The sequence below is a fragment of the Embleya sp. NPDC050493 genome, from assembly GCF_044458105.1.
Taxonomy (GTDB): domain Bacteria; phylum Actinomycetota; class Actinomycetes; order Streptomycetales; family Streptomycetaceae; genus Embleya.
Window position 1 is genome coordinate 68,549 of sequence record NZ_JBITHP010000037.1, and the last position, 14,351, is coordinate 82,899.

The following is a 14,351-nucleotide window of genomic DNA, read 5'->3' on the forward strand; positions in this document are numbered from 1 at the left end:
GACCTCGGCTGCCTCGGCGTAGGTGTGGTACCTGGGGGACCATCCCCGCGTTCGCGGGGCCGACGCTGGGTGACCTGGGGTTCTACCAGCGGGTAACGCCGTTTTCGTTCAGTTGCATCTTGCCACCCTGATGCCCGATGACCCAAAGAGGATCTTCTTCGACCCACGGTAGTTCACCTGAGAGTCTCATCGGTTTTGATGTGGCGGCGTGCCCCGCGACGCATGCTTGCGGCGGGGGCGAACGTCGCAGCGACACCAGTGAGCATCCATCGATTGCTGTTCTCCGTGCCTGCCTTGCTGGAACAGCCGCTCGACGGACGCGCGTCGAAGGCAAGTCATCACGTTCAAGCAGATGGGTCGTTTCGCGGCGGGGTCAGGAATCGTCGTGTTCTGTGGTGTGGTCCGGGTCCTCGGCAGTGTCCCAGCCGTGTTTGACCTGTTCGTAGGCCTGCTTCTTGTTCCAGGATCCGGTGGTGGTCCAGGTGAGTTCCTGGACGTCGAACGCGTGGGTGTCCTGGTTCCACACCAGGCGGGTACGGCCGTCGCGGGCGATGTGGGTGACCTGCCCGTGTCGACGATCACCGACGTACACGTGTCGTGCCGGAGCCTTCCCGCGCCGGGGCGCCGGCGCTGGACCGCCCCGGTGGGCGCGGTGGGTCTCGACGAGGGTGGCGAGCACGACGTGGAACAGCCCGTCGGCGATGGCCGTGCCGATTGTGCCGTCGCAGAAGCGTTCACCGCGGACGACCTGCGTGGCGGCGAGGACGGCCTCGTCGGGGGTGAGCCCGCCCGCCTTGCGGTGGTCGGGCTGGCGCGACGCGGTCCAGTCGGCGCGTGGGGTGACCGCGCCGACCTCGTACAGCAGCTCCACCGCTCGGTTCACCCGATCCGAGTAATCCGGATAGGCGAGGGTGAGGACGCCGTCCTCGGCTTGTGGTGGCCGGGTCCAGACCACGTCGTCGGCCGCGGGGGCAACGAAGTCGTCCGCGAGCGACGTGAGTTCCGCCCATGCCTGTGTCCTGTCGAGGTGCAGGGCGGTGGTCAGATCGTCTTTTCGGGCGTGGCCGTCGTCCATTTGCGGCTCCCTTGCGAAACTCGGGGTCAAGATCTGATCGCGAGCCTGGGGCGCCGGGGCGGGCCGGGGCGGCTCGGACAGGGTGGGGCAATGTCGTCGACGAAGAATCGTGCGCGTGGCGGCCGTTGGTGCCCGCGTGCCCAGTGTGCACCCCGGGATCCCGATGGTGGCCGACCCGGCGATCTCCGGCCGGGCTTGCTCAACTTTCGTCGTCGCTGGCCGACAGGGCAGTCGTTTTCGATCGCGAACCGGCACAGGGACCATCCCCGCGGACGCGGGGCCGATCCGCCACTCGTCCACCTCGGACCGGTCCCGGCGTTGTCTCGGAAGCGGTGGCCGAAGGCGCTCGACATGGAACTGCTCCGCATGGCGTGGGTCTTTGAGCGAGGCGATGGAAAAGGTCGCAGTGGGCACCGCGCACAGGCGGCCCCACGATCGCGCAGTGCATTCGGGCCGGGCGATAGGCTGCGGTTGCGTCGGTATCGAACTACGGTCGCAGGGAACGATGCGTTCTACTTCGGAACCTGGAGCGCACATGCGACACGCTGGCCGCGCCGAGGCCGAAGGTCCGTTTTGTTGGTGAAAGTTGATGTGGGCAGACTTCCGGGCTCATTGCCTGCGACGGGATTTCCCTGCTCGGTCAGGGTGTCCACGGCCTGAAGGGTCATGGCTTCATTGCAGCGAACTCGCCCGAGGGTCGGCGCTGGTCAATGCGACCGTGTCCACGTCCCGAAGGGTCGTGGCTTCATTGCAGCAACGCCCGTGGCACCACCGTCACCCCCGACGGCACAGGTGTCCACGTCCCGAAGGGTCGTGGCTTCATCGCAGGTCGACCCGCTTCGACCCGAGGGAGATCGCGTCCGCGTGTCCACGGACCGAAAGGTCGTAGCTTCATTGCAGGGGGATGCCGGGGACGCCGACCGTCGACACGATGCGGATGTCCCGCCCGAAGGGTCGTGGCTTCATTGCAGCGGCGCCATCAACATCCCGATGCCGATGACCGCCCAGGTGCCCACGGCCCGAAAAGGTGGTGGCTTCATTGCAGTTTCGAGGCGCTCCAGGCTGCGGCTCGCAAGGCCAAGGTGGCCACGAACCCGAGAGCGGTGGCTTCATTGCAGGAGCGGATCCCACAACTTCGCGTAGACGACAGCGAAGTGTCCACGGCCCGAAGGGTCGTGGCTTCATTGCAGGCGTCAACTGCTACATCCCTGGCAGCACCGCCGCCGCGTGTCCACGGCCCAATGGCCGTGGCTTCATTGCAGGACGCGCATCGTGACGATGACGTGGCCCGGGAAGGCGTGTCCACGGCCCGAAAGGTCGTGGCTTCATTGCAGGACCCTGGGAGAGATTGACGGGTATCTGCAGCACCGTATCCACGGCCCGAAGGGTCTTGGGTTCATTGCAGAGTCACGGACGGCGGCGCCAGGCCGGTGACCAACAGGTTCCCCGGCCCGAAGGATCGTGGCTTCATTCATTGCAGGGTGGCTTCCCACCACAGACTCTCGGCGACCTGGTGGTCTCCACGACTCCGAGGGCCATGGGCTGTATTGCAGGTTGACGTTGTCCACGATCACCAGCGCCGGATAATCGTGTCCACGACCCCGGGGCCGTGGCTTCAATGCAGGCGGTTGAGAAAGGCGACCGGCGTTCTGGTGTCCGCCATCCAAAGGGGTCGCGGCTTCATTACAGGTGGGCGCGCCAGCTGCGTATCAGATAGACGATGCCACGTGTTCACGACCCGAAGAGTCGTGGCTTCATTGCAGGTCTACGCACCCGCTGCGGCGCGTTCGTCGCGACCGAGCGTCCATCACCCCGAGAGTGTGGCTTCAAGGCAGCACGCCGTACGACCGGGTATCAATCGTCCACGAGCCATTGCAGTCGTCCGATCCGCCGCATCGGTCCGAGTGCGAGCTTGGCCTCGCGGCTGAAGAGTCACGGTTCAGCGGCCGCTTGCTCAGCGATCAACACCCACCCGCGCAAATTTCCATGGCCGGAGGTGCCATGGCTTCGATCACGGGACACTGGCGAGCAACATCGATCGACGTCCCTGGTCATGGCCTCAACGGGGGATGGCGTGAGGTTGCACGGCATGGTTGTCGTGCTTCCGGTGCTGATCGCGTTTGCACTGTTCGTCGCCGCAGTAAAGGCCCTCGTTGCCCTGTCGATTGCGTTCCGTCAAGGGACCGCAGGCGGCTCTGAAGGCGGCCGCAGCGGGTGAAGCAACCCTGGTCGTCCTCGCCGCGGGCTCGGCGCGTGTGCGGCGGTCGCGGCCGCCCGCTGATCCCGATGCCAAAAGCTGCCTTTATTACAGCAAAGCAAATCTTTACTTAGAGAATTTGTTCGAACACAAAGCGTTGTCAGTGGGGGCTGGCAGTATGCGCTGCCGATCGGCGTGATGCCGATCTCTGTCTGAAGGAGTACGTCGACGGTGAGGTCGTTCGAGGAGTTCACGCAGGCGGCGAAGGGACACACGCCCTACGCCTATCAGAAGGCATTGGCCGAGAAACCGTTGCCGCAGTTGCTGCGGGCGCCCACAGGATCGGGGAAAACTGCCGCCGCAGTGCTGCCGTGGATGTGGCGGTTGACCGAGCACCCCGACGAGGCCGTTCGCCGAGCCACCCCACGGTGGCTGGTGTACGTGCTGCCGTTGCGTTCCTTGGTCGAACAGACCGCCAGTGAGGTCCAAGGATGGATCGGCGCGCTGAACCGCCCGCGGAAGAGCGCTGATGACGCGAAGGATGAGCAGGGCAGGCCGCAGGCACCGCACGTGGACGTGCGAGTCCACGTCCTGCTGGGTGGTGTGCAGCTTGCCGACGACGACTGGCAGTTGGAGCCCAATCGGCCCGCAGTATTCGTGGGGACGCAGGACATGGTGCTGTCGCGGTTGTTGATGCGCGGCTACGCCGAGTCGAGGGCGTCGTGGCCGCTGTCGTTCGGGCTCCTGCACGCGGGTGTGCAGTTCGTGTGCGACGAGACCCAGTTGATGGGCCCGGCGTTGGAGACGACAGCGCAACTGCAGGGCCTGCGGAACGTGTTGGGAAGTGTGAGCGGTTCGGCGACGATGTGGATGTCCGCGACCCTGGACGACACCCGCCTACGCACCCCCGACCACCACGCGCCCACTCATACGTTCGACGCGCTCGATTACCCGGACGACGCGCTCCGACACCGACTCGATGCCGTCCGCGCCGTCGAACACCTCGAGACGCCGGGGGACGCCAAGGCGTATCCAGTGGCTATCGCGGAGGAGTCGCTGCGCCGCCACCGGCCGGGGACGCGGACGATCGTGATCGTCAACCAGGTTCGCCGCGCCCAGGAGATCCACGCCGCCCTCGCCAAGGCCCTGACGAAGACGGCCGGGGCGCCCCAGGTCATGCTGCTGCACTCCCGGTTCCGCCCGAACGAACGCGCGGCCCTGACCGAGAAGCTGAAGAAGACTCTCGGGGACGTCGGGCAGATTGTCGTCGCCACGCAGGTCCTGGAGGCCGGTGTCGACGTCACCTCGAGCGTGCTGGTGACGGAGGCCGCGCCCTGGTCCTCGATCGTGCAACGCGCCGGACGCTGCAACCGCGACGGCAACGCGACCGACGCGCGCCTGCTGTGGACACGCCCTCCCGGATCCGGGTTCGCGCCGTACGACGACGTGGACGTGGAACGGGCGATGGAGGCCCTGACCGCGCTCGAGGGCCACGCGATGACGTCGACCGCGCTGGGTGAAGTTCCCGTGGTTTCGGATCCACCGGTGTATCCGGTGCTGCGGCGGCGTGATCTGCTGCAGTTGTTCGACACGATGCCAGACCTGGAGGGCTCGGACATCGACGTGTCGCGGTGGATCCGCGACGGCGACGACACCACCGTGTCCGTCGCCTGGCGGGAATGGCCCGACCAGCGGCCCGGCGAACACGAACGCTTCCCGAGCCGGGACGAGTTGTGCCCCGCGCCGGTGGCCGAGGTCCGCAAGGCCCTCGCCCGCGACCCCGGCGGGTGGTGGACGTTCGACCAGATCGGCGGCGGCTGCCGCCGCCTGACCGCGGCCGACGTACGACCGGGCACGGTCGTCCTGGCCGACACCCGTGCCGGCTGCTACGACCCCGCGACGGGCTGGGACCCCCGCCACCGCGCACCTGTGCCCGCGGTCTCCGTGCCCGAGGATCGCAATCCTTCGGACTCGACCGGCGCGGACCACCGGTCCTGCGCGGACCGATGGGTCGACCTCCCGACGCACCTCGACGACGTCGACCGCGACGTCCGTACGTACGCCGAAAGACTCGCCTCCGCAGGCGTGGACGTCCCGCAGGCCCTGGTCCACGCCGCCGCAGTGGCGGGCCGGTATCACGACCTGGGAAAGGCCCACGACGTCTTCCAGACGACCCTGCTGGAGAACCGCCCGGACGGCGAACCGCCGGACGTTCCCGGCCCGTGGGCCAAGTCGAAACGCGGGCTGGGACGCCACTCGCGCCGCTTCTTCCGGCACGAACTCGTCACCGCCCTCGCCCTCGCCCACCCGGACGTGGACCTCCTCGACCAGACCCCGGACCCGGACCTGGTCACGTACCTGGCGGCCGCGCACCACGGCAAGGTCCGCGTGTCCGTGCGATCCATGCCCGGCGAGACCGAACGCGCCGCACCTCGCGTCCTCGGCGTCGAGGCCGGCGACCCGTTCGGGCCCGTCGACGTACCCGACGGGCCCCTCGACCCCGACGACGGCACCCGACCCGGACGCCGCACCGTGCCCGCGATCACCCTCGACCCGTCGATGCTCTTCCTCGGCGACCGCGCCGACGGCGCACCCTCGTGGACCGAACGCGTCCTGCGCCTGCGCGACGACCCCGAACTCGGCCCGTTCCGCCTCGGATTCCTCGAGGCCCTCGTCCGCATCGCCGACCGCAACGCCAGCCGCAGCTACCGCAACCCCGAAACCACGAAACCCGCCACCTCCACCTCGGCCCCGGGTTCGGCCTCGAGTTCGGCTTCGGACGACCGAACCGTCCCGACACCGCGACGAACACCCGAGACCACCCCCACCGCCACGCCCGGACCCTCGACGTCGGGGCCGGCCGAGCCCGCGTCCAGCCAGGAGGCGCTGTGGTAAACACGATCCATCTGCACGGGCTCCGCGCCACCACCCTCGCCGGATACCTCTCCGCGCTGGGCCTCCTGCGCCTGCTCACCGACCAGGCCGACACCGGAGCCCGGTTGCACTGGCACGGCGACGCCCCCGTCCTGACCACCTGCCACGACCCCGACACGCTTGCGGACTGGCTCGTCGACGACTACGCCCCCACCCCGATCGTCACCCCCTGGAACTCCGGCTCGGGATTCAACGACGCCGGAAAGAGCGTCTCCGCCGAACGCCTCCTCACCGCACTCGAACACACCACCCAGCCGCGCTTCGCACCCCTCGCCGAGGCGATCCGCGTCGGCCGCGACATCGTCGCCGAAGGACGGCGCCGCGGCTGGGCCGGCGAGACGATGTGGTCCAAGGCCACCAAGGACCGCGTCATCACTCTGTGCCGCAACCGCCTCCCCGACGCCTGCCTGCCCTGGATCGACGCCCTCGTCGCCCTCGGCGACGACACCCTGGCGTGGAACCCGATCGCCGGGACCGGCGGAAACTTCGGCCGCCAGGAACTCTCCGCCACCTTCCACCAACGCCTCGCCCTGGTCGCCGGCCCCGACGCCGACACCACCCGCTCCCGGGCCTGGGCCCGCGCCCTCGTCACCGGCGACGAAACCGTCCCCTACCTGCGCGACACCGTCGGCCAACTCGACCCCGGCCGCGCCGGCGGCATCCACTCCTCACCGTGGGAGAAGAACGACGACGTCGGCTTCGTCAACCCCTGGCACACCGTCCTGTCCTGCGAGGGCCTGGTCATGTTCGCCGGCGCCGCCGTACGCCGCAACGGCGCCGCCGGCACCAGCCTCCCGTTCATGACCTCCTCCTCCCCCGTCGGCCACGCCACCGCCGCCGCGGGCGAGACGGTCAAACGCGAACTGTGGGCGCCGATCTGGGACAAGCCCGCCGGGATCGGCGAACTTGAGGTCCTCCTCGGCGAAGGCCGAGCCCGATGGCGCGGCACCCAGGCCCGCACCGGCGTCACCTTCGCGCTCGCCGTCGCCGCCCTCGGCGTCGACCGCAACCTGTCCGGGTTCCGCCGCTTCCTCTTCGTCGAACGCCACGGCCAGAACCCCCTCGCCGTCCCCGCAGGACACCTGCCCGTCGCCGTCCACGGCGAGGCCCACATGGTCGCCGACGCCCAGGCGTGGATGGACCGCGTCCGCCGCGCCTCCCTACCCAATACCGTCGCCACCCTGCTACGGCAGGCCGACGCCGCCCTGTTCGCCGTCGCCCGAGGCGACGGCAACCCCGCCGTGGCACGCTTCGTCACCGCGTTCGGCCTCCTCCACGAGGCCGCCGCCCGCTCCTCCACGGTCCGCGACACCGTCACCCCCTTCACCCCACGCACCCGCGTCGCCTGGACACCGGGCCGGCACACCGACGACGAACTCGTCGTCGCCGCCGTCTACGCCAACGCCCGCGACACCACCAAGCCGGCACCCGAACCGACCGCGCTGCGCTGGACACTCACCCGCACCACACTCAAGAAGAGCGACAAGGGCGGCAAGACTCCGCAGGCGGTGTGGGCGGACCGGCCCGCCACGGGCGTGGAACTCGACGGCCCCCACCTGGCCCACGCCCTGGCCGAGGCCCACCGCCTGCACCTGCGCGGCCGCACCGCCACCAACGCGGACGAAACCCGCACCATCGGGCCCGGGTTCCGCGCCGGACCCGCCATGCCGATCGAGATCATGCTCCGCTTCCTGCACGGCGAACTCGACGACACCGCCATCGCGAACCACCTCCGCGGACTCCTCGCCCTCGGCTGGCACATCCACCTCCCGCAGCCTCGGAGCGACGGCGACACCGAACCCCTCGACACCAACGACATCGACACCGCCCCGAGCGTTTTCGCTCAGACTCAGATCGACCTCGAAGAAATCGATCTCGAGGAAGTCGGTCCCGAAGAAGGGGCGCCGGCGGCCAGCGCCGAAACCGAGACGCCCGACGAACACACCCCGGACGGCGACGCGCCGGCCGCGCCCTCCGTACCCCGTCCCCGATCCGAGCCCGGACCCGACCACACGACGAAGCCCGGGAAAACACCACCGCGGCCGTTCCTCCCGCCGCCACTGGCCGTGCTGTTGCCGTTCTTCGCACCCGCCGACGCCACCCTGCGCGTCCGGTCGCTATGGGACCGCGACAAACCCGACTTCGACCTCGAACTGACGCCACAAACCGACTGGATCGGACGCCTCACTGCCCGCGGACCCGACGCGATCCTGCCCGAAGCCCTGCTGCGCCTGCGCCTCGCCGGCTGCCGGCCCCTGGTCGCCACCGACGAACTCGCCGGCTCCGGCCTCGACGGGCGCCGCCTGGCCGCCATCCTGCTCGCCCGCACCGTCAACCGCGATCGGATGTCCGCCCTGAACGCGATCACCGCGACCACCTTCGCGCGCCGCCGCCAGATCGCCGACACAGCACCTGCCGACACCACCGACACCGACTCCGTGAAGGACACAGCATGATCCCCACGAACATCCGCCGCCTGCGCTACGAGGTCGAACTGGCGCCCGTCATCGGCTCCACGTTCCAGCCCACCGGCTTCCCCGACGTCGGCCACGCCTACTTCGACGCCCCCGGTCCCGACGGCACCACCGTCCCCATGCTCCTCGTCGAATCCGTCCAGTCCATGGCCAACCGCCTCGAGAACACCGCCTGGAACAACGCCGACCGCACCCCCGTCGACACCGTCGCCGAACTCCCCTACGTGCGCGTCCACCAGGCCGGGGACACCGACGCGTTCCTCACCTCCAGCCGCCTCGAGGCCCACCGCCTCACCTCGGCGTTCGTCCGCGACTCCCACCTCCGCGACACGAAAATGCTCGACGTCATCACCCGACGCCTCGGCCTGGCCAACGACAAGCCCCTCGACTTCCCCGCCATGGCCGACGCCATCACCCGCCTCGACCCGTTCAGCCTCCTCCACGGCGTCTTCTTCAACCAGAAGCCCTGGCACGGCCAACCCCGCTTCACCCGCGCCGTCTCCGCCGTCATCGAGGCATACGACGTCGGACGCGTCATCAGCGGCGGCCGCAAAAGCGATTCCGTCCGCCACTCCCTCGGCGACCAGAGCGAAGGCAACGGCGGCACCAGCGAAGGCTACGGATCCATCCCCTTCCACCGCGTCGAATGGACCGCCCGCACCATCAAGGCCATGTTCTCGATCGACGTCGCCCTCCTGCGCTCCTACGGACTCGACGACACCCGCACGAACATGCTCGTCACCCTCGCCCAATGGGAGATCCGCCGACTCCTCGACGGGGGTCTGCGCCTGCGCACCGCCTGCGACCTCGAACCCGTCTCACCCATCACCGCCGCTGTGCCCCTCCCCGACACCGAAACCCTCGACCGCGAACTCCGCGACCTCGTCGCCGCCTCCACCAAGGACTTCGACACCCGCGGCGCCCTCGACGTCGCCTGGCTCGACGGCAAGACCGCCAAGAAGAAGGCGACGGCCGACGCGTGATCACCATCGCCCTCGAATTCCCCTGGCGCCGCTATCACGCCACCCCCTGGGGTCGACACGTCAACGAAGGCGCCGTCGAACTACCCCCCGCCCCCTGGCGCATCCTCCGCGCCCTCTACGCCACCTGGCACGAACGCCTCCCCGATCTCCCCGAGAAACACGTCCACGCCGTCCTCACCGCCCTCGCCCAACCCCCACGCCGCTACCTCCTCCCACCCCACCAACTCCAACACACCCGGCACTACCTCCCCGACAGCCACCACAAATCCGGAACGAACGGCAACACCGACAAGGCCGTCGACGCCTTCGCCCTCCTCGGCGGCGACGCCACCATCCACATCCAGTGGCACGGCGACCTCGACTCCGACCAGACCGACACTCTCCGCGCGCTCCTCGAGGCCATGCCCTACTTCGGCCGGGCCGACAGCCTCGTCGACGCACGCCTCGCCGACACCCTCCCCCGAGGCGACGACCTGATCCCCGCCACCGAACTCGCCGACGGCCAACCACCGCCCGGCTGGACCACCGTCGACCTCCTCGCGCCCGAACTCCCCCTCGACATCGAGGCACTCACCGCACGACCGGTCGACGTCCGCGCCGGGAAACTGCTGTACCCACCCGGCAGCCGACACCTCACCTACGCCACGCCCACCCCGACCGACACCACCGCACCACCGCGCCAGCGCCACCGACCCACCACCGCAGACGCCACCGGCGTCACCGCGATCCGCCTCAGCATCCGAGGCCGCGTACAACCACCACTCACCCAGGCACTCCCCCTCGCCGACGCCTTCCGCGCCGCCTGCATCCGCATCCTCCAACCCCCGGGCAGCCCACGCCGCGACAGCGCCCTCGCCGGCAAGAACGCCGACGGCACCCCCTACACCGCCGGACAACACCGACACGCCCACTTCATCCCCCACGACAGCGACGGCGACCGCCGCATCGACCAACTCCTGGTGTGGATCCCCGACGGGCTCACCGACGCCGAACTCGACGCCATCCACCGACTCGCCACCGGCGACAACCGCGTCTACTACCACAAGAGCCCCCGCGACCTGTTCGTCCGCGTCGCCGCCCAAGGCCCCGCCGACCGCGTCCTCCCCGTCGAACTCACCAGGCCCGCCACCGTGTGGGAGAGCGTCACGCCGTTCACCGCCCCCCGTCACCCACACCGCGGCCAGGACCGCGACGCGCACCTCCTCGCCGAGGTCACACGAGAACTCCGCTACCGCGGCCTCCCCGCCCCCACCGCGATCCGACGCATCCCCGGCGACTGGCCCCTCCACATCCGCCACCGCACATCAAAAAACGAAACCCGCGACCACACCCGACCCTGTGACGGCCTCCGCGTCGAACTCTCCACTCCTGTAGCCGGACCGCTCCTCCTCGGCAGACACAGCCACTACGGACTCGGCCTCTTCCACCCCCGAAACTGAAAGGGACCAAGGCAAGATGCGGATCGAACGCGCACCGATGCCGACACGACCGCAGGGAACATACGCTCCGCCAGAACCTCAACGCATACGACACGCAGGCTGCACCGAAGGTCCGCTTAATTCGTAAACATGGAGGCGGGATAGTTTCGACCGAACCGCCTGTGGCGGAGTTTTCCTGCTCGGGCAGGGTGTCCGCAGTCTTCGGGGCTGCGGCTTCATTGGCCGTAGCTTCATTGAAGAGCCATCATCTACGGCGGTGACCCCGACGTCGTCGCGCGTCCACGACCTCGGCGGTCGTGGCTTCATTGCAGGGAGAATCAGACGGATCTCAACCTCTACCTGCACAAGTGTCCACGACACGAAGGGGCGTGGCTTCATTGAAGGCGCTTAGTGTCGATGACGTCGACCAGCTCGCCATGGTGTTCACGGCCTTCGAAGTCGTGGCTTCATTGCAGGCGGTCGACACCGCCCGACTCGCTGTACTGGTGGAAGTGTCCACGGCCCGTCGGGCCGTGGCTTCATTGCAGGATGTTGGGCAGCGACCCTTGGGCAACCTGGACAGCGTTTCCACGACCCGAAAGGGTGTGGCTTCATTCAGCCTTCGGGCTGGCCGGGAATCGCAACTATTCCGATCAGCTCGCGTTCGACCTGAAGTTCGGGCTGGTCCCAAGGCGTACCGAGCTGTGGCCGGGGTTGAGAGGCGGCAAGGCGATGGGTCTTGCTTCGGAACCCCAAGCACACACGCGACACGCCGTCCGCGCCGAAGTCAAATGTCCATTTTGCTCGTGAACGTGGTTGTCGGCGGGCTGCCGAACACATGGTCTTCGGTGGAATTTCCCTGCTCGGGTAGGGTGTCCACGCCCCTGAGGGCCGCGGCTTCATTGAACGCCGGGGTGGGGTCGGCGGGTCCCCGGGGGACCCAAGTGTCCACGCCCCTGAGGGCCGCGGCTTCATTGAACGACGAGCTGTGCAGCCGCCGAGACCTGGCCAGCGATGGTGTCCACAACCCTGGGAGCCGTGGCTTCATTGAAGGACGATCACGAACTCGGCGTCCGCCGGAATCGAAGTGTGTCCACGACCCCGAGGGCTGTGGCTTCTTTGCAGGATTGCAGCTGCATGACGACATACAGACCGCCGGCACGAAGCACGGTGTCTACGGCCTGAAGTGGCTTCGACGTTGTTCAGTGGCCCCACCTGCGGACGGCTTGCAGTGGCTCCACTTGCGGAGGCCGACCTCGCGACGGTCTCGTGTGGCTCCGCTCCTGAAGTGCGGAAACGCTTCAAGTGGGGCCGACTTAGGCCGTCATCGAACACCTGAGTGAAGCCAGTTGGAGTCGTCGAAAAGTGGGGCCAGTGAACAACGTCGAAGCCAGCCTGAAGGGGCGTGGCTTCATTGCTACTCGGGCAGCACCCGGCGCGAGACGTCGTCGACCCAGTGTTCGAATCCGCAGCTTCATTGAAGGGTCGTCTCCCAGCAGGGTCCGAGCAAGGTCGGCGTGGTATCCACGGCCTTCGAGGCTGTGGCCCATTGAAGGAGTGCCGTACGGACGACGTCGTCAGGTAGGTGTGTGGTGTCCACGATCCTTGGGAGCGTGGCTACATTGAAGCTGGGCTTGGAGCGCTCCAGCGATCTTCACGATCCCGTGCCACGGCTTGCGAGGGTGTGGCTTCATTGAAGGGGCTGCTCGGACGGTGACGTCGAATGGGACGTGACCTGTCCACGGCTCTCGAGGCCGTGGCTTCATCGATGTTCGATGCGGCTTGGCCATTGCAACACCCCGCAGGGCAGGTGTTGCAATCACCTTTAGAACCAAACCTCTCAGATGGGGCCAACTCTCACCCGTGATGCCATACGGCCTTGACAGCCGCCGTTTCATTGAAGGCCGTATGCCTTCAGAACGCCCAGGAGCGCCCGTGCGCGTCCATGGCCTTGACAGCTGAGGCGTCCTTGAGGGGGTGGACTTGGATGGCAAGCTCTCGAAAAGCGGATGTGTCTATGATCAGCACAGTCATGCTGGGGTGCCATACCCGCTGGGTCCACGCTCGTGACAGTCGTGGCTTCATTGAAGGCAGATCCGCAAGGAGCTCGATCCTGGCCTGACCCAGGTGTCCACGGCCCTCGAGGCCGTGGCTTCATTGAAGGGTGTCGCTGTCGGGGATCCAGTTCCCGGCCGACGCGGTGGCCGCAGCCTTCCGGACTGCGGCTTCATTGAAGGTCTTTGTCTCCCAAGTCTTCCAGATGGATGGACTGCGGTGTCTGCAGTCTTCCGGACTACAGCTTCATTGAAGTGGCGGCATCGATCGGTCGTCGACAAGGTCAAGTGTCCGCAGTCTTCGGGACTGCGGCTTCGTCGGAGGAAGGGAAGGAATGGAGCCACAGCCTCCAAGGCCATGGGTGTCCACGGCTCTCGAGGTCGCGCCTTCATTGCAGCGCCGGAATGCCGACTCGGGGCGGATTTTGCACGGTGTCCACGGCCCGAAAAGGCGTGGCTTCATTGCAGGCTGATGAGCGCGCTCGCGACACTTCGCGCCGTGGCTGGTGTGATCACGGCGTCGGAGCCGTCCTGGACAGCCCCGTTCACCGGGCCGAGCCCGCGCCGGTTCGGCAGGCTCATGACGATGCCGCGCCGCGAAGGCGCCGACCGGCCCGGCAAGGGCCGCCCGTGGGCCCTGCCGATGGAGGACCGGGTGCCGCCGGTCACGGCGTACCGGCGTACGAACCCGACACCGCGCCAACTCGCCCCGCCGTTCGGCGTATCGAAGTCCGCGGTCGATCGCGTCGTCGACCGTCTCGGCCCCATGCCCGCCCTCCGGCCGCGCAAGCGTTTCCGCAAAGACACCGTCCCGATCGTCGACGGCACCCTCGTCCTCACCCGCGACCACACGGTCGCCGAAAGGTCCAAGAACCACCGGTACTCCACGAACCACCGGGTCGTCATCGACGCCGACACCCGCCCGGTCGTCGTGGTCGGTCGGCCTGTCGCCGGCAACCGCAACGACTGCAAGGCCTGGGAGTTGTCCAGTGCTAGCTACTGAGCTTTGCGGATTGGCTTGTTGTTTGTTTGTCATGTCAGGCCGGTTGCTGCGAGGAAGCCGTTGAGGAGTGCGGGGTGGTGTTGGATGTGTCGCAGGCCTTGGCGGGCCACGGTGACGATGAGGGGCCCTTCGTTTTCCGGACGCCTGGCTTCTGTGTCTTTTACGCCGCGAGGCCGAGTTTGTCGTGGTCCCGGAGAGCTTCAAGCGGCGTGC

6 protein-coding genes, 1 pseudogene and 1 CRISPR repeat array (1 of these 8 cut by a window edge) are annotated in these 14,351 nt (G+C 68.0%); of the genes and pseudogenes, 6 read left to right on the forward strand and 1 reads right to left on the reverse strand.

The window, feature by feature from the left end; all coding sequences use genetic code 11:
* Positions 1–64: a CRISPR direct-repeat array (repeat unit 29 nt; unit sequence GGGACCATCCCCGCGTTCGCGGGGCCGAC) (it extends 331 nt beyond the left edge of the window).
* A 309-nt stretch (positions 65–373) separates the two neighbouring features.
* Positions 374–1,075, reverse strand: coding sequence for a DUF6508 domain-containing protein (locus tag ACIBM5_RS41880; RefSeq protein ID WP_396011934.1), 702 nt, complete (start codon positions 1,073–1,075; stop codon positions 374–376).
* A gap of 2,089 nt (positions 1,076–3,164) precedes the next feature.
* Between ACIBM5_RS41880 and ACIBM5_RS41885 the strand changes: the two genes are divergently transcribed.
* From ACIBM5_RS41885 to ACIBM5_RS41910, 6 genes and pseudogenes are all read left to right on the forward strand, one after another.
* Entirely contained in the window at positions 3,165–3,293 is a 129-nt protein-coding gene (locus tag ACIBM5_RS41885) for a hypothetical protein (RefSeq protein ID WP_396011935.1), read from the forward strand.
* Positions 3,294–3,503: 210 nt separating this feature from the next.
* Positions 3,504–6,167: a DEAD/DEAH box helicase gene (locus ACIBM5_RS41890; protein ID WP_396011936.1), complete on the forward strand. Its 2,664-nt coding sequence runs from the start codon at positions 3,504–3,506 to the stop codon at positions 6,165–6,167.
* Positions 6,161–8,662 carry a type I-U CRISPR-associated protein Csx17 gene (gene csx17, locus ACIBM5_RS41895; protein WP_396011937.1) on the forward strand — a complete coding sequence of 834 codons (2,502 nt, stop codon included), beginning with the start codon at positions 6,161–6,163 and terminating at the stop codon, positions 8,660–8,662. Before ACIBM5_RS41890 ends, csx17 begins: the two co-directional genes overlap by 7 nt.
* Complete coding sequence (gene cas7u, locus ACIBM5_RS41900; RefSeq protein WP_396011938.1) at positions 8,659–9,663, forward strand: type I-U CRISPR-associated RAMP protein Csb1/Cas7u; 1,005 nt, start codon at positions 8,659–8,661, stop codon at positions 9,661–9,663. Before csx17 ends, cas7u begins: the two co-directional genes overlap by 4 nt.
* On the forward strand, positions 9,660–11,102 hold the full coding sequence (gene csb2 / locus ACIBM5_RS41905) for a type I-U CRISPR-associated protein Csb2 (protein ID WP_396011939.1): 1,443 nt from the start codon (positions 9,660–9,662) through the stop codon (positions 11,100–11,102). The genes cas7u and csb2 overlap by 4 nt, the downstream gene beginning before the upstream one ends.
* 2,532 nt (positions 11,103–13,634) lie before the next feature.
* Positions 13,635–14,129, forward strand: a pseudogene (locus tag ACIBM5_RS41910) (IS5/IS1182 family transposase); the annotation flags it as partial.
* Between the last annotated feature and the right edge of the window lie 222 nt (positions 14,130–14,351).